Source organism: Acetivibrio cellulolyticus CD2, assembly GCF_000179595.2.
GTDB lineage: Bacteria > Bacillota > Clostridia > Acetivibrionales > Acetivibrionaceae > Acetivibrio > Acetivibrio cellulolyticus.
Window position 1 is genome coordinate 944 of sequence record NZ_JH556652.1, and the last position, 17,264, is coordinate 18,207.

Genomic DNA, 17,264 nt, shown 5'->3' on the forward strand with positions numbered 1-17,264 from the left:
ACTTTTAAGACTTAATGTAGAAAGTATGATTCCCAAAATAGTAAAGAGTAGTGAAAACACAAAACATATATTCCATAAGTTTTTATCCAGCTTTGATTTATCAGCCTTGGAGTAAGGAAAACCCATTCACCCATCCAAGCAGAGACAGTATTATATAAGCCTTCAAACATTCAGTAAATTCTTCTTCCGTCAATATACCTTCACTCTTAAGTTTAGCAAGCTCTCTTATTTGATCTGGGATACTTGTCGATTTACTTTCGTTTACAACTCTATTTAAAATATTATTGGTCTTGATTGTGTTTACAATATCGAACGATTTTTCTGGAATTAATTCATTAAAGATGCTATAATCATTGAAATCAAAAAACATAGAATTCTTTATATTATTATCATCAAAGAAGTTAAGGAAGGTCTCTCTATTATCATGTGCGATCAACTCAGATTTAATAGGATCTAACTTCTTTCTGCTTCCTATAATAGCGCCTGCTTCTCCTGCAATAACACCACCAATCACAGCCCCTTTTATTGAGCTTCCGCCACCACCGCCACCAGTAATCTTATTCTCATGAACTATTTCACCTCTTGTTGCATAGTACTCAATTTTATCAAGAAGAATTGTATATAGTTTCAATTTATCTTTCTCATGAACTTTTATTTTTTCTGTCGGAAAGAAATGTAATCTTCCGTTATTAATCCATATATAGTTATAATATCGTAAAATGTCCGCATGACCATTTTTGTATCTTACCACAAGAGCGTTGCTGGGAACATTATATTTATTCTTTGCTGCAAAATAATCTTTTTTGAAAGATTCTGCTATCAGGTTTTCTTCCTGGTTATTAAATTCTGTTATTTTTTGCGACGATTTATTAAATATAATGAGTCCTGTAATAAATAAAGGAATTGTGCAAAGCACAAATAAAACAGAAATTTTAGCAGCAATGCTGCCCTCTTCGAAGTTAAAAGTTATCACCATTCCAATAATAAAAGCAATAATGCTGCTAATAGATACTATACACCCTGCATTTTCGCTTTTAGTTGCTTTTATATATTCTTCTGTATCGCGGATATTAGAATTAATAACTTCCGATTCTTTTAGTGAAGCTCCACATTTTATGCATGATCGAGCGTTTAACAGGTTTTCTTCATTACATTTTAAACAGTTTTTAACTGCCATTTTTCAACCCCCTTAATTTTTTAAATTAATATTTACGATTTTTATAAGTGACGGTACCACCTTTATAATATTCTGATTTGAAACTACATTATATTTTAACACTCTTCTTACTTCGCATCTATTATATATTAAATAATAGTTAAGAAAAAATAATAAGACAGATAAAATAACCTCATTTAAGATAAAAGCAGAATAATTTAAAGTCCCTAGTATTACAAGAATTTTTAAAAGTCTAAATTTTAGAAGATAGTCGTCTAAAAAGTATAATTATGAATTTTTGGTTGTGATTAAACATCATGGTAAATAGTAATAATAATGGTAATTTTTACAATATATGATATAAATATTTCCAAAAAATTAGGATGATTTATAAGAGGAAACGAGAAACAGCACACAATTTAATGAAAAAAAGTAAAAAAATGGAAGTAATAGGCGCAGAAAGCTATTTTAGTTTAACGCGATGTTTCTACATATAATCGATCTAAATATTTTACCCTGAGCTGTTGCTTGATTAAGATACTTAATACAATCAAAGAATTTATCTTTATACTGATTTAATAATTGAGCAAGATCTGCTAGTGCCTTTGGAGTATATATGATTCTTTTCTTATTAAGTATATTACGAACTTGATTTTTTGCTTTCTTATTGTGGCCTAGCCGTGATGTACCGGAATATTGTATCTTAAGCTTAACCTGGAATTGATAATATAAATCACCGGTTAATTCATTTTCAAGACAGTTTTCAATTACATAGAACCAGTCATAACCGCTAAGTTGCCTTAGAACTACATATAACTTTTCAGGTCTGTTAAGACCGAGTATGCTTTGAAGAGTTTTAGCATTAAATGTTTTATATTCACTTTTGGTACCGCACAACAGGAAATAGATTACTAGTCTTTTGACTTGCACCGGAGCTGACTGGTATTGGTATTCATGAATGAAATTTGGAAGTTCGACATAGTTATTTTCATGAAAATCTAATTCACCATTAGAATTAACAAAGCTGTTTTCAATTAATATTGTATCTTTAGTGTTTTCATCTATTGCATAGAATCCTTTTTCAGAAAGAGATTTTATACAATTATAGTGAGTGCTTTCAGCCATATGTCCTTCAAATTTTACTTCTTTGCGATTGACTCCGCCTTGAACGGTTCCATCATTCTCCTGATATTGCATATAAGTAGTAACATGGTCTATTTCTTTTTTTGAAAGCTTTTCTTGTATAATTTTTTTCATCAGCTTAATTGTTGCTTTAGCCATTTATTTACCTCCTTTCCTTCAATAAATATAGTGTAAAATTTATATTTCTGTACTTTCAAGTAAAAATGAACCCCTTGCTCTCAACCTTATATTAAAACGATATAAAAATCGCTCTTGATAAAAATAAATAAAGTGCATATAATATTACTAAATGGCAATATAATGCCCGAGTAATGCCCGAGGCTTATGTTATTGTTTCTTTAAAATAGCTGCCAACTACTAAAAGAACCACATAAACCAATTAAATTTAACCTGAGGCAAGGTTATATAATTTAAAATTTTTTTGTTACAATAAAAAGCTATAAAGCTTTTTTTTGTTTATCACATCCTTTCATAAGTACTTAAAAAATATATATAAAAACATATAAAAAACTTCTTCATGCGAATATGAAGAAGTTTTAACTTCTGGTTACTCAAAAATTCTAAAAATATATCGTTAATACTTGTAAATTTCGAAGAAATTGTATATAATATAACTAACGATATATTTTTAGAATTTTTGAGGCGGGTTGTTATCTCGGTTACTTTGGTTGGTATTGGAGATTCAGCCCGTTTCTTCATGTCCACAAATATATTAAAATTTCATAATTTTTGCTATTTTTTATTCTAATTTTACCACAACGATTTATTTTTTCAACTTATATTTTTATTTTCCCACATTTGGTATGTATTTATGAAAGATTTTCATTGAATGTTAAATTCCTAAAATATTTTTTAAAGTTAGCATTCTATCAACATAGTCTTCAGGGGTTAGTTTTAATGCTTCTCCATTTTTTGATGATTTACGCATTTCTATTACATAGCTCATGGTTCCGTGTTTATCTCTAAATCCTAATTCGTTGAGAAGTTCTTTGTTTTTATTAAAGGCATCAATATATTTTCTTCGCTTACTATTTTTTGCATCAGAACGAGAACGAGTGAAACATTCGAAACGTATGCAAAAATCTCTTGATAAAATATTAATAAGTAAACAAATGGGTGCATCATTACTTGGCGGATTATTTTTATTAACGTGAATGTACAATTCAAAGTTTGGGGCAGAATTGTCATCATAAGATTTATATGGATTTTTAGTACTAAAATCTTCACATGCGATGCCCTTATCCTTTAAAATTTTTTTATTTTTTCAAAATAAGAATTTCTTATTGTTAAATCTTCAGTCGGCACATTTACTGCTTTTCTAAGTGTATCTAATGCCCATATATTTAAAGATTTTCCTTCAGCATATGCTTTATTTATAAATATTTGTTTTAAATCTTCTCCCACACTTAGCTTTAAAGTAAGTTCATCCATAAAGACCTCTCCTAACTTTGAATTAATTAATATGAAAAAATTATATACTATAAATTCAATCGATGTCAACAAAAAAAAGATATTACCGATAAATAGAGGTATACCTCGATTACTAAACGGATTATATTGCTGTTAGCTCTTCGATTAGATACTTAATATTTTTTATCATTTCCGCTTTATCATTTTGCGATAGATTTTTAAATGATTCTAAAAGCTTAGACCTTAAAGACTGTATTAAAATTGAAACTTCAGTTTTATTGTTTTCGATAGTGTTTGATTTAGCTAGTGGGCAGCTAATATTTATAGGTACTGTTGTATTTAATATGCTGCTGTCGCCAGCTTTTAGTTTTTCCAATACATTCTTTTGAGCATCTTTATCAAGGCGTGATATCTCAATTGCCTTGGCAAACCCTATATTATTTTCTTTAATTTGTTCTTTCAGGTCTGGAATTATATCTTTTGCTATTTTTATTTCGTTTTGTATGGTTCTTTGTGATTGATTAGTTTTTTCAGCAATGAACTCTGTGAAGGGTTTAACCTTAAGACCATCACAATTATTTGATATTGTATTAGTATTATTTAGTTCATCGTAGATTTCTTTTTTTCGCATAAGATATATACCACGATCCAAATAGTGAAAATCAGAACGTACAAGGTTCTCATCTAATTCCGCAAGCTCTTCCCTAAGTATATCGTCGTGATCTAAATATTCGAATTTTATTTCTTCAAGATTCAGAAGCTTATGAGCCTCCAACCGATTTAAACCAGCTAAAAGTTCATTTCTTTTATTTAAGACTATTGGTTGCAACAGGCCTAATAATTTTATACTTTGTGCCAGTTCTTCGACTTTTTTAGGATCAGCTTTCCTGAGCCGGTCTTTAATTATTATATCTTTGATTTTTATAACCAATATTACCACCACCACTTTTATAGTAATCGTTTTCAATGCTTGAAATATATAGATCTTCTCTCTTTTCAGAAATATAAGCTTGCTGGACTATAGATTTTACAAAATCACTTATACATTCAATAAATAGGTTGGAGTACATTTTTCCATGTTCGATTAATTTAAGAGCTTGCTCCCACTTTCCTGTCATTTCTGCTGATTTTAATTCTGCAGGAACAATTTCGATAAGATCCATTCCCTTTTGTGTAGCTTTAAGGAAACCTTTAGATCGCTGAACATAACCATTTTGAATAAGTTTTTCAATTATGGCAGCTCTTGTTGCAGAGGTTCCCAATCCGGATCCGTTCAATGCATCTTTAATATCTTTATCATTGATATTCCTCCCTATGTTCTCCATGGCAGATACCAATGTTCCGTCTGTGTAGTAAGAAGGTGGCCGTGTTGAGTTCTTAGTAGCTTTTGAATTTGTAACTTTAAGTTTATCGCCAATTTTTACATCAGGAAGAGCTGCAGTATCATTTTTATTTTCTTCTGGATCAGAGAAACATTCCATCCAACCAAGCTGATTTATGGTTTTACCCCTTGACGAAAACTTTTCGTTTTCAATATCTACAGTTATAGTCTTAATAGTGTATTGATAATCAGGGTAGAATACTGATAGAAACCGTCTTGCAATCAGATCGTAGATATTAGCCTCATCATCATCAAGACTTTTAGGAACTATTAGATCAGGTATTATTGCATGATGATCAGTTATTTTTGTATTATCAACAACTCTTTTTGACAATGGAAGCTTTGGAAGGCTCATTATATAATCGGCCATTTTTTGATATTCCGAATTATTTGATAGCAACTTAATCCTTTCGGGGATCGTATCTGCAATATCTTCAGATAAGTGGCAGCTGTCAGTACGTGGATATGTAACATGTTTTTTTTCATATAATCCCTGAACGATCCCTAAAGTTTCCTGAGCTGTTAAACCAAATTTTTTGCTTGCATCCTTTTGTAAATTTGTAAGATCATATAAAAGCGGAGGACCCTCCTCAATCTTATTTGTATCAATATTTTCAATAGTACCTTGTTGACTTTTAATTTTGTCTGCGATGGTCTTAGCTTCTGATTCTGCATAAAGCCTTGTTTCCTTGGTATCTGGATTAAACCATTTACCGCTAAAACTTTCGTAGTAAGCTGTAACTTCCCAATATTCCGTGCTTTTGAATGAGTTAATTTCTTTTTGCCTACATACAATTAACCCGAGAGTAGGGGTTTGTACTCGACCAATTGGAAGTTTTACACCTTTATACTTAATAGAATATGCGCGTGTAGCATTAATTCCTACCAACCAATCGGCAAAGGACCTACTTAATGCAGACTGATATAAATTATCGTAATAACTACCATCTCTGAGATTATTTAAACCGTTGACTATTGCTTGATCTGTTAAACTTGATATCCAGAGCCTTTGAAATGGCTTTTTGCATTCCGCCATTTGATATATCAGCCTGAAGATTAACTCACCTTCTCGACCTGAGTCTGTAGCACATATTAGTGCATCGATGCCAGGATCATTCATCAAACTTTTAAGTAAGTTGAAGCGATCAATTTCATATGAAATAGGTTTTATTTGTATTTCAGATGGTATAATGGGAAGAGTTTCGAAGCTCCATTTTTTCCAGGCCTTATTATATTCATTAGGATCGCACAATTCTATAAGATGACCTTTAGCCCAGGTTATAACATATTCATTACCAACAATATACCCATTACACTTCTTGGTGCAGTTAGTTATTTTTGCGATATCATAAGCAACTGATGATTTCTCGGCAATGATGAGAATTTTCCCCATATAATCACATCCTTTTTTATATTTTGGGGTATTATCAAGAAGGTATTATCAATAGAAATATCACCTACATAATAGTGGGCTTTAAGGTTCTGATAATACCCTTTTGATAATACCTTTGATAATTTAGGCTATTCGGATTATAGTGTTGAAAACAACATTTCAATTGGAAATTATTTTTATTTTCAGAATAGCCTTAAGTTTATATTTACTTGAATTATGTGCATTATTCTTGACTACACTTTTTATAAAGGAAATCGCTCATGTAATTCTTCATGCCGTGGAAATCATCACATTCATATACACCTATCTTCTGAAACCCACTACGATAGTGAAGTTTTTGTGAAGGAATATTACGGACAGAAACATGTGCGTAGAAATCATGTTTCTGGAACTCACTGAAAAGTCTCTTGTACAAAACCATTCCTACTCCCCTGCCTTGGAATTGTTTATTTACTGCACATTGCTTGATATAAATAATTAAAGGTTCCTTAAAACTTTTATTTATTATCATTCTACTTTCTACCATATCCTGATGAACTCCAAATTCTAAGGATGCATATGCAAGTGGTCGTCCATGTAACCCGTCAGAAATCACATAAACATTATCAATATTTGCTTCGTTAGGAGCTGATTCAGTACATCCAAGATAACCACCATTTGAGATCGAATTTTCTTCAAATATTCCCTTCAATTCCAATAAATCACCAAACTTATTGTTATTTGCTTTTCTAAATAGTAACCTTGCTAAAAAGTAGTCACTGTCAATATCCTCAACGTTTTCTGCATATAATACTGTTGGTTTGTCACTATGAAAATAAGACTCTACTTTATTGAAATAACTTATAGTACCTACGTAACCTTGTGGAAAGTCATTTATGTTAGCCCCTGATTCATTTATACTATCCAGTAAGTAGGTATTACTAGTCATATGTTTTTGACCTATTAATACCTTGTACACTGCATCTGGTGTAATATTATCCTGTGTTTTCAATATTTCCAATAATCTTTCAACTTGGTCTTTATTATGAATGGCACAACGTAACTTTTGCTCTAAAATCTTTGAAAACCGTAATTTCACATCTATATCTTTTATAAAGTCTGACCAATAACTGACTGTTGTTATTATAGTATTATCAAATATTCTACTCACTTTTTAAACCCTCACTTTCTTGATTAACTATGTAGTAGATACCCCAAGGGAAAATACTAACCGAAACCGCTATAAGAGAATGCATTATAAAATCGTAAGAAAATATGTTGAAAGAAAAGAATGGTCTAAGGCAGATAAAAACAACATTTACGATAACTAAACCAATCAAAAAAGCTATAATATTGCTCCGTGACAGCTTTTTCATAAAAACTCCTCCTTTTGTATTCTTATTAAAATCTATTTTTGAGTATCATTTTTTGATAATTTACATTATATTTTGATAATGTATTGTTAAAGTTGAATATAGAATTCATAGTCATATTTTTTTAAGTGCTCAAGTATTTGATCTTCATCAGCACAAATTTCCATTCCTTTATTTTGTTCTGAGGATTCTTTTACCCAGCCTGAGCTCTCTAAAGTAGATAAGGCCTTAATAAGGTTATTTACATTCATTTTTATTTCTTTAGCCATTTTTAGTTTCCCAGGTAGGTAGATGTTACCTTGTGTGTATTGACGTGCAATTTGGCTTTTTACCTTTATTAGCCCATCATCATCATAACTTTTATCATCGGTATCTTCTTTAATTTCTCCAGGGGAATCTGAAAACTCATCTAAGTTAATAGGCTCATTTTCAGCAGCAGGAGATTTGTTTTTCCACCATTCAACTATATTTTCAATCTGGTTTTCATTAATAAACGCTGATTTAAATCTTATAGGTTTTCGTATTTCTGTAGTTAATAGTAGTCCATCACCTTTCCCAAGTAATTTTTCTGCACCATTACAATCCAATATGACTCTTGAATTATTTGAATCCGCAACTGCAAAGGCAATTCTGCTAGGAATATTCGTTTTAATTGTGCCGGTTATTACATCAACAGAAGGTCTTTGGGTTCCAACTATCAAATGAATGCCGGCAGCTCGTGCCATTTGTCCAAGACGTTGTATTGATTCTTCTATGGGGTTTTCTTTATCAGATTGAATCATAAGGTCTGCAAGTTCATCAATTATGATTACTATAGAAAACATATGGCAGGCTTTCCCTACTTTGTTATTATAAGATTCAATATTTCGAACTCCTTCGGATGCAAATTTGCGGTACCGCTGCTCCATTTCCCCGACTGCCCACGAAAGCATTCTGTTTGCTGCTTTAACATCAGTTACAGCTGGAGCAAGAAGATGAGGTATTCCATTATAGTTAGATAGTTCCACTACCTTTGGGTCAATAAATATAAATTTAACCTCATCAGGTGTTGCATTAAACAAGATGCTTGCAATAATGCCATTAAGGCATACGCTTTTACCTGACCCGGTAGCTCCTGCGATTAATAGGTGTGGAGTTTTATTTATGCATAAAGTTTGCAGTTCTCCGATTGCAGTTTGACCAAGTATTACTTCTAATGGATTATTACTTTTTTGCTTATTAAAAGCTCGAATACAATCCATATAGGCTACATCATTTGGTACAGGGTTGGGAATCTCAATTATAAGGCCTTGTTCTGACGGTATAATTAATATGGAATTTACCTGAAGAAACATGCAAATTTCTTTTTCTATCGCTGTTATCTTCGATACTCTTCCTTGTGCAGACATGCCAAGTGTGAACCTTGTTATAACAGGACCGATTTCTACTTTTTTAACTGTCAAAAAAGAAATATCAAATTCAGAAAAACACATTTTTAGTTTAGAGGTTAAAGCCTGTGCTTGAGCATTTAAATCAACGGAGGAATTATTTGATATGTTGGTAGCCTCATTTTTTAAAATGCTCAAAGGTGGACAGCCTTTTTTTAGGCATATATCAGTATTTTTTTCAAAGTTTAATGGTGCGGATGCTTTTTTGACCGAATTATTCGAAGTAATATTTATCTTCGGAGGAAACTTTAGAAGAGTATTGTTTCCTGAATGGTTGAGTCTAATGATTACCCTAACTGTAAAATAAATGACTATAGCAATAATAAATATTAAAACCCAAGTACTTGAAAACTTTATATAATAGCTTAAAAATTCAGATTTTAAAATACCTGTCTTATCTTTTAAAATCAGGATTTTTACCAGTTTAAGTTTTTTAGCTAGACCCATTATAGTACCTAACAAAGTTATTATTACAAATCCCAATACAGCCATTTTAGAAAGTTGTTTAAAGTAATCACCGGCATTGACTTTTTCATCCCCAGTAGATGAAACTGTTGCTTTACTTGTATCAATTATAATTGTAATAAGAAAAGCAGCTAAATATAATATAGCTGAAGCTTTAATAAAATCAATCATATAAATTCCCCTTTCTGATATTTGTTAGTCGAAATAGCCAATATTCTTTTCCAAATTAGAAAAGTTCTTTGAAACACCCTTCCACCAGTTTTTATCTTCTGCGTATCCGTGACCGTCTCTATTTATCCATTTGATAACATCCTCAGTAGCCGGACAATTTTTACTTAAACGTAATATTGTTTTAGCAGCACCTTTAGCAGATGTTTCTATTCCTGGATTATAGGTTTGCCATGAGCCAGGTATTCCAGAACCAGGCTTGGTGACATTGAAAGGATTATTAGCTATTTTTTGTGCTCTGGGGTTAGTCCTAGGAACATACGATTGTTCCTGCCCTACAACGGCAAACATAAGAAATGGATTTAAATCGCTATCTTTAGCAACTCCTATAATTGTAGAAAAATAGGGTTCTTCGCTTAACTTGGAGTTCCTTTTCTTATCAAGCCACTCCTGAAGCTTTTGAGTATTTATGTTTCTATATCGAATGTCTGCATATGTACGGATTTTTAAACCACTGCTACTAGCTGACTTTTGAATACTCTCAAGCTCCTTTAAGAAGTCATAAGGATTTACCAAATTTCCATCTATGTACATCTGAAAATGAATATGTGGAGATGTGCCAGTATCAGCTCCCGGTTTAGAAAAGCTTGATGTGCTCCCGGAGGATCCAATGTAACCAATAACCTCACCGGCCTTAACAACAATATTTGTATTGTTAGCAACAGCTCCATTATAATCTTTGTATATTTGTAAACTAGGCGAATAGTTCTCGAAGTGTGCGTAATAGTATGTTCGCTTATTATCAAGGCTTGTCATTAGTATACGCCACCCACCAAGACCATTCCAACCTATCTTATCTATCTTACAATCTTCAACTGCTAGTGCAGGAGTATTACGATCGGCAAATATATCTATACCTTCATGAGATTCACTCTTGTTATTGTGAGTCCTATCAGCACCAAAGCTGTTTGTATAACTATACTTTACTCCTGGAGGAATAGGAAAGGTAACAGTATTTCCGTTATATGTGTACAAATCATTTTCTCCATCATATGAAGACCAAGAACCAGCGTAATATGTATCGTTTGTATTTGTTAAACATTCTTGACCAGCAAACATAATCATCGGCAGCATACAAGCTATTAGTAAAACAAAAAATAAAAGAATCAAAGGAATTAAAAAAGGAAGTGAGTATATTAGTATTTTTTTCTTTATTATATTCTTCATTAGTTTAATCCTCTTGTTTTGGCAAATTGGTCTATTTCACTTTTCGGTACTGTTACCCTTAAAATATCATATACCGACTCACTCCCAACCTTTTGACTGAATATAAAAGAATGTTTAGGTAATTGCAGCCAGTGATTAACGATTTCTTCAGGCATATTTGCATTTTCAGCCAAACTCAATATCGAATGTTTTTCTAATGGGAAAAATAGTTTATATTTAGTATTTTCCCAAATTGCTTCCCCAATCGTTAAATTCTCTTTAGTACCTTTATTACCACTTTTAAAGAGTATCGCTGGGTTATTAAAGCCCATTATCAATTGACTGTTAAATTTACGACTATCAGTTGCAGATCTCAGCAGGTATGGCAGCTCATCAGGATTGTTTATTGATCTTTGCAACTCATCTTTAACTTCAAAGGAGAGCCTTTCCATTAACATTCTGTCTCTTTTGATCCGCTGCCAGGTGAGATGATTTGCAGATACAATTTTAATTGCATTTAGTCTATTATCTCCTAAGTTATCAGCAGCACCAGAGTAATCAAAAATAACAAGATTAGCATCCTTCAACCAGTCTCCAGAGTCGGCTTTGGAAAATAAATATTTTCTACCACCTGTATGATACATTTTTACATCTTCATAAAGAGCTTTTGCACCACTATTACCTTTTTTGGTTGCATTATGTTTAATTATTTCGAAAAGAGGTATTAAACCAACAGTAGGATTTCTTATTTCCCAAGTATCAGGATCTTCTCTGTAGATTCCTGCATCTTCCCACATAGATATTAAAGCATCGTCAAGTGCATTTTCCTTTTCTTTTGTGAAGTCATCACACAACAATTTTATAATTGCGAAGGTATTATTATAAGCATCATCATATCTTTGTTTGTCAGCATCTAATATAGTATTATATTCGTAGCTGTCTTTGCTGAATTTTCCGGATGGAACTTCCAACATTAGAGGTTTTTCAATGATTGTAGGATCTACAAACAAACCGCTGCTAGCTGAATAATCAATAAGCACAGCACCATCTAAATCTTTAAGTCTTTTATATTCACCGTTTGCATCAAATATATATCCACGATAGTTTTTCATGAGTAAGGAGATTACAATTGCTTTTATAGCAGTAGATTTACCGCTTCCTGCATATCCAGTCATCATCATACTTTCATTGTCGGTTACAGCAAGAGTAAAATCTTTATAAAATGATGTGCAGTCTGCAATTCTATGAGCTAGGTAAGAACCGTTTTCATCCGAAATACTGCCTTGCAAGAATGGATAAATTGCAGCAACTGCATTTATATCCATAACTTGCCCTGGGTAACTATCGAAAATGCTGGTTCCATCTCCTCCCATCCAAGCAAGTTCTAACGCCTTATGTTGCTCTTTTGCAAGGTTATTTATTTTCCAATTGTTATGTCCCATTGAATCTTCGAATGTTTTAATACTGGTATTGAGAAGTTTCAGTGAAGCAGATGAGAATGTAACAGTAATCCATACATCCAGATAGGCTTTTGAATGGTCCCTCAAATAAAGCAAGCCTTTTAAGGCATTTACTTCTTCAACACTTACGGTGTCAATTATCTTGCCTGTTTTTTGAGAATGTATGTTTCTTTCAAGTCTAAGAATTCTGTTATTGGTTTCAGTATTGAATTTAAGCCTAGAAGGACGAAAGTGTACACTAAAATTTACAATTACACTAGGAACAACGTGCTCTCCAGATGTAATAAACTCCAATACACCAGCAAAGCATTCTTGAGGATAGCTAGATACAAGCATTGTTCGAACATACACACCGTTTATTTCAAGTTCTTCAGAGTTAATTTTAACATTAGATCTATTTAATATTTTTATTATATCTAACATAGCATCAGTCCTTTAAATACAAATTTGAAATTGACAATATAAATTTGATTAACACTATACATTGAATAAACATGAAATATATATTATAATATTGAAATATAAATTCTAATTTGCATAGGAGTTGTTTATATTGATTAAGTTAAAGAGTAAAGATATTTTAAAAAAAATGATTGACCTTGATATATCTAGGAGTCAGTTAGCTGCCGAGATGAATGTATCATATAATACTTTACGGCTTTTACTTAGCTCAGAAGATATTTCAAAAACCCAAATAGGTTCTATATTTCAAATGGCTAAGACATTGAAGTTTAACAATGTATATGAAATCATTGAAGAGCATGAAGAGGAGATCCCTTCAAAAAGTATAAAAAGTGATTGTATTGAAACTAATCCCGAGTTAAAAAAAATTATAAATAAATGGGGAGCTTTGGATTAATGGTTTCTTCTACCTCTACCTCTGTTAACTTTTGATTCCTCAGATAACTCAGAAGTATCAAATACTTCTGAGTTTTTATCTTCTTTGAATCCTTTAATATCTTTAATCTTTAAAATCATATTTGCCAGTTTCATCAGTATACTATCATCTTCACCATTTGGAGCAGGACTAGCATCAGATGGAGCTACTTTACCTCTTTCAACAGATGATCCTATTATTAAGTGAGACGAAACAATATCTTCAATAATGTCCCCTCCAATGATTTCGCTGTTTGAAATATTCCTTTGAATATTTAGTATCTCCTCATCGTCAGTATCGATAGGTTTGCTTATTCGAGTGACATATTTTGTTGCTGTAGCAATGCTTGAAATTCTGAAATGCTCTTCTACCCTGGCATTTTCTATTTCTCTTAGTTTAGGAGGGAGTTTATGCATCTCATCATATCTTTTGAGGAGCTGCTTAGTATCCTCTGGAGCACATGTTCCATATATACTTAAAACAGTACTTCCCTTTACAATGTTGAAAACTTCCTGTGCAAATGAATCAGCTTTTTCATCTTTTGTTATACAGTAATCCCAGGGATACACTTTATTTTCCATGAAGATCACTTTCCTTCTTTTAGTTTTGCATACTGTACCAAACTCTTTTATTCGGCACATATCATAAAGGGTTTTAGACATTTTTTGAGATACTTTTATACCTATATCTTTAGATATACGAGTAGGTATCTCAGCTGTAAATATGGCGATTATAAGCGATGGTATCAAAAAAATAAAAATAACGCCTAAAATTGGATTGGTGCGAAATTTAAGAAGAAAAACGGCTAGCCCTAGAACCATAGCTGCTACAGCATAATAAATACTGGAAATCGGCACCTTTTTAAAGATTTTTGCATCTTCCCAGATATTTGGTGGGATATATCTTAATTTCATTTTTAGGCAACTCCTTTCCTATTAAGGTATTTACCCATATACCTACCTGACTCGGGTCGGGTATGATGTTTTACTAAAACACCTTTATCTTTGTAATAGTATTTACCGTTGAGTTCCCAATATGGAGTGAGTTTCTGGTAATCGGAAACTATTTTCTCCATTTCATTTGAGTATTTTGAATCTACAACTATTTCATGCTTACCAGATTCCAACACACATGACACTGGTAGTTTTTGTTTTAGTATTGCTCGGAGATTTCTCGCATCATGTTCATTTTCAACATCAAATGTTATAAAGCTCCTTGTGTCCTCACCTTCAGCATAATTATTTCCGGTAGTAATAAATTTTGAAAGGAATTTATTTTTATTTTCTTCGTCAACCCATATATTTTCTGATGATTTATGCTTTATGTTAAGGCTTTCCAAAGTATTTTTTAAGCGGTTGTATTCATCAGGATTTTTCCCTGAATATCCATACTCACCATTTATGCCTTTAAGTTCACTTTGTAATGCATTCATTTTTTCAATCTTTTCTTGGGCATATTCCAGATCATTTTTGGGAACCGAAAATTTATTACCTCTTTTTTCATAACGAATATTATGTTTTTCAAAAAAGTCTTCCATTCTTTTCGCTTGAGGAGCTGTTGACTTTATAAGATAACCTGGAAGATCACCAAAATTGGATTCTTCTATATTCGAAGAATTTAAGTAGCTCAAGATTTCTTCTAAATTGTCAGTACTATCTTTTATAGAGTTTATTGCATCGCTATCCGTTTTGATGTTAAATAAGCGTTTATGATCTATTTTACTTCTGTCTAAAAATGCTTCAATTTTATTTAATCTGTCTTCACTGAAATTGTTTATTGTATAGCCTATTGTATTATCTAAATTGTGTTCTCTTATATGATTTTGCACAAAATCCTTTTTTATATGATTTTGTGCACTTTCTATATGATCCTCATCAATTAATAATTCACCATCATTTCCGGAATATAATACATTTGAATAGCCTGCTGTTCCAAGTATAGTGTTTAGTTCTTCTCCATTGTAGCACGGTGTATCAAGGTCTCTCAGTTGTAATGATATTTCATATTCTCCAATACCCGTTTTATCATATCTGATGCCTTTTTTTCTGACGATGTTTATTTCGTTATTTAAAAGTTTCCTCTCTGCATTTTCTTTTGCTTCATTAAGCCTATCTTTTATTACGAAACGAGGATGCACCATTCCATGTTTGATATCATCTGCAATTTCCTGTTGTGTATGACCTTGAGCTTCTAAAACTGCTCCTTGCTGAGTCAATCCACCCAAACCATATTTGGCGCCTACCTCTTGCATTTCCTTACCGATTTTTGCTTGCATTTTACCAAACGAACTTCTTGCATCTGCACCGGCGAGCTTAATTGGACTTTGTAATGCTTTTACTACCCAGCGGAACCAAAACCACGCTGCTATTGCTAAAGCAACAATAAATATAATACATACTATAAATTGTTTACCAGCTCCTACAAGTTTGAATTCATTCATAGAAACATCTTTTGTTATATATACTGATGCGATCCATGCCAGGTCGAAAAAGAGTGATAGCCCTACGGTTCTTGCAAAGAGATTAACCCAGCCGAAAATTGGATCTGTGTCTCCTTTGTAAGTAGCATAGCTGTACCAGAAGGGAGCAAACGCACCCAACAAACCGATAGTAGCATATTTAAGTAATCCGAATATTCCCATTAGTATCAAAATTAACATTGACAGTGACATTATAATAAGACCTCCACCGGTTTTTAAAAACCCAAAGAACGTCTTGTCGTAAAATCCTGTATATAGTTCATCGGAATCCCATTCATCCTTATTTTTGTTTTCTGTAAAAACCTCAAGTCCAAATGCCATCCTTACTATTTTGTCACCGGAGAAATCCGAAAAACTTATATTTTCTTGAGTAACAGGTTCATTGTTTTCTCTGATTAGTATAGGACTATTCTTGTCCTCGAATTTTTCTTTTTCGCTAGAATATTTATCCCATAAAGCATTTCTGGCAATGGCATTAAGTCCTGTATTTTCAATATGAATAACCAGATCGCATATAAACAATGAAAAGTAAGTAAGCAGGAGGCATGTAGCAATAGTAAAAAGATATTTTCCTGCATTAAATTCTCCTAACTCCTTGTCATTTTTCAACCTACCACTTTTAAGACTTAATGTAGAAAGTATGATTCCCAAAATAGTAAAGAGTAGTGAAAACACAAAACATATATTCCATAAGTTTTTTATCCAGCTTTGATTTATCAGCCTTGGAGTAAGGAAAACCCATTCACCCATCCAAGCAGAGACAGTATTATATAAGCCTTCAAACATTCAGTAAATTCTTCTTCCGTCAATATACCTTCACTCTTAAGTTTAGCAAGCTCTCTTATTTGATCTGGGATACTTGTCGATTTACTTTCGTTTACAACTCTATTTAAAATATTATTGGTCTTGATTGTGTTTACAATATCGAACGATTTTTCTGGAATTAATTCATTAAAGATGCTATAATCATTGAAATCAAAAACATAGAATTCTTTATATTATTATCATCAAAGAAGTTAAGGAAGGTCTCTCTATTATCATGTGCGATCAACTCAGATTTAATAGGATCTAACTTCTTTCTGCTTCCTATAATAGCGCCTGCTTCTCCTGCAATAACACCACCAATCACAGCCCCTTTTATTGAGCTTCCGCCACCACCGCCACCAGTAATCTTATTCTCATGAACTATTTCACCTCTTGTTGCATAGTACTCAATTTTATCAAGAAGAATTGTATATAGTTTCAATTTATCTTTCTCATGAACTTTTATTTTTCTGTCGGAAAGAAATGTAATCTTCCGTTATTAATCCATATATAGTTATAATATCGTAAAATGTCCGCATGACC

General features: G+C 32.3%; 15 protein-coding genes. 1 reads left to right on the forward strand and 14 read right to left on the reverse strand.

The genetic code is table 11. The features are described from left to right. Positions 1–100: 100 nt before the first annotated feature. From ACECE_RS0201840 to ACECE_RS0201890, 11 genes are all read right to left on the reverse strand, one after another. On the reverse strand, positions 101–1,177 hold the full coding sequence (locus tag ACECE_RS0201840) for a zinc ribbon domain-containing protein (RefSeq protein ID WP_010243646.1): 1,077 nt from the start codon (positions 1,175–1,177) through the stop codon (positions 101–103). Between the two features lie 447 nt (positions 1,178–1,624). Beyond that, entirely contained in the window at positions 1,625–2,437 is an 813-nt protein-coding gene (locus tag ACECE_RS0201845) for a hypothetical protein (RefSeq protein WP_010243648.1), read from the reverse strand. 694 nt (positions 2,438–3,131) lie between these two features. Beyond that, complete coding sequence (locus tag ACECE_RS32510; RefSeq protein WP_162862453.1) at positions 3,132–3,461, reverse strand: hypothetical protein; 330 nt, start codon at positions 3,459–3,461, stop codon at positions 3,132–3,134. Between the two features lie 83 nt (positions 3,462–3,544). Further along, positions 3,545–3,730 carry a hypothetical protein gene (locus ACECE_RS0201855; protein WP_010243650.1) on the reverse strand — a complete coding sequence of 62 codons (186 nt, stop codon included), beginning with the start codon at positions 3,728–3,730 and terminating at the stop codon, positions 3,545–3,547. 121 nt (positions 3,731–3,851) lie between these two features. Next, on the reverse strand, positions 3,852–4,640 hold the full coding sequence (locus ACECE_RS0201860) for a ParB/RepB/Spo0J family partition protein (RefSeq protein ID WP_010243652.1): 789 nt from the start codon (positions 4,638–4,640) through the stop codon (positions 3,852–3,854). After that, positions 4,609–6,483: a DNA topoisomerase 3 gene (locus ACECE_RS0201865; protein ID WP_010243655.1), complete on the reverse strand. Its 1,875-nt coding sequence runs from the start codon at positions 6,481–6,483 to the stop codon at positions 4,609–4,611. Before ACECE_RS0201865 ends, ACECE_RS0201860 begins: the two co-directional genes overlap by 32 nt. Before the next feature lie 223 nt (positions 6,484–6,706). Continuing rightward, a complete protein-coding gene (locus tag ACECE_RS0201870) occupies positions 6,707–7,633 on the reverse strand; it encodes a GNAT family N-acetyltransferase (RefSeq protein ID WP_010243656.1) in 927 nt (308 codons plus the stop codon). Next, positions 7,626–7,838 (reverse strand): hypothetical protein, encoded by a 213-nt coding sequence (locus tag ACECE_RS0201875; RefSeq protein ID WP_010243658.1) that lies wholly within the window; start codon positions 7,836–7,838, stop codon positions 7,626–7,628. Before ACECE_RS0201875 ends, ACECE_RS0201870 begins: the two co-directional genes overlap by 8 nt. Before the next feature lie 86 nt (positions 7,839–7,924). Next, complete coding sequence (locus ACECE_RS26290; protein ID WP_010243660.1) at positions 7,925–9,898, reverse strand: DNA translocase FtsK; 1,974 nt, start codon at positions 9,896–9,898, stop codon at positions 7,925–7,927. A 24-nt stretch (positions 9,899–9,922) separates the two neighbouring features. After that, a complete protein-coding gene (locus ACECE_RS0201885; protein ID WP_010243662.1) occupies positions 9,923–11,122 on the reverse strand; it encodes a M23 family metallopeptidase in 1,200 nt (399 codons plus the stop codon). Further along, positions 11,122–12,984, reverse strand: coding sequence for a helicase HerA domain-containing protein (locus tag ACECE_RS0201890; protein ID WP_010243664.1), 1,863 nt, complete (start codon positions 12,982–12,984; stop codon positions 11,122–11,124). The genes ACECE_RS0201885 and ACECE_RS0201890 overlap by 1 nt, the downstream gene beginning before the upstream one ends. A gap of 130 nt (positions 12,985–13,114) precedes the next feature. Between ACECE_RS0201890 and ACECE_RS0201895 the strand changes: the two genes are divergently transcribed. Further along, entirely contained in the window at positions 13,115–13,420 is a 306-nt protein-coding gene (locus ACECE_RS0201895) for a hypothetical protein (RefSeq protein ID WP_010243666.1), read from the forward strand. On the opposite strand, the gene ACECE_RS0201900 is transcribed toward ACECE_RS0201895, so the two are convergent. The 3 genes from ACECE_RS0201900 to ACECE_RS0201910 all read right to left on the reverse strand — a co-directional run bounded on the left by ACECE_RS0201900 (position 13,417) and on the right by ACECE_RS0201910 (position 17,163). Next, complete coding sequence (locus tag ACECE_RS0201900; protein WP_010243668.1) at positions 13,417–14,352, reverse strand: hypothetical protein; 936 nt, start codon at positions 14,350–14,352, stop codon at positions 13,417–13,419. The two genes, ACECE_RS0201895 and ACECE_RS0201900, sit on opposite strands and share 4 nt — an antisense overlap. A gap of 2 nt (positions 14,353–14,354) precedes the next feature. After that, entirely contained in the window at positions 14,355–16,703 is a 2,349-nt protein-coding gene (locus ACECE_RS0201905; protein WP_010243670.1) for an MFS transporter, read from the reverse strand. Between the two features lie 157 nt (positions 16,704–16,860). Then, positions 16,861–17,163 carry a hypothetical protein gene (locus ACECE_RS0201910; protein WP_010243672.1) on the reverse strand — a complete coding sequence of 101 codons (303 nt, stop codon included), beginning with the start codon at positions 17,161–17,163 and terminating at the stop codon, positions 16,861–16,863. Positions 17,164–17,264: the final 101 nt, after the last annotated feature.

Excerpts from the sequence above, each read along its gene's own strand:
- ACECE_RS0201840 (WP_010243646.1), bottom strand. The coding sequence starts at position 1,177 with ATGGCAGTTAAAAACTGTTTAAAATGTAATGAAGAAAACCTGTTAAAC.
- ACECE_RS0201845 (WP_010243648.1), bottom strand. The coding sequence starts at position 2,437 with ATGGCTAAAGCAACAATTAAGCTGATGAAAAAAATTATACAAGAAAAG.
- ACECE_RS0201855 (WP_010243650.1), bottom strand. The coding sequence starts at position 3,730 with ATGGATGAACTTACTTTAAAGCTAAGTGTGGGAGAAGATTTAAAACAA.
- ACECE_RS0201865 (WP_010243655.1), bottom strand. The coding sequence starts at position 6,483 with ATGGGGAAAATTCTCATCATTGCCGAGAAATCATCAGTTGCTTATGAT.
- ACECE_RS0201875 (WP_010243658.1), bottom strand. The coding sequence starts at position 7,838 with ATGAAAAAGCTGTCACGGAGCAATATTATAGCTTTTTTGATTGGTTTA.
- ACECE_RS26290 (WP_010243660.1), bottom strand. The coding sequence starts at position 9,898 with ATGATTGATTTTATTAAAGCTTCAGCTATATTATATTTAGCTGCTTTT.
- ACECE_RS0201885 (WP_010243662.1), bottom strand. The coding sequence starts at position 11,122 with ATGAAGAATATAATAAAGAAAAAAATACTAATATACTCACTTCCTTTT.
- ACECE_RS0201890 (WP_010243664.1), bottom strand. The coding sequence starts at position 12,984 with ATGTTAGATATAATAAAAATATTAAATAGATCTAATGTTAAAATTAAC.
- ACECE_RS0201900 (WP_010243668.1), bottom strand. The coding sequence starts at position 14,352 with ATGAAATTAAGATATATCCCACCAAATATCTGGGAAGATGCAAAAATC.
- ACECE_RS0201905 (WP_010243670.1), bottom strand. The coding sequence starts at position 16,703 with ATGTTTGAAGGCTTATATAATACTGTCTCTGCTTGGATGGGTGAATGG.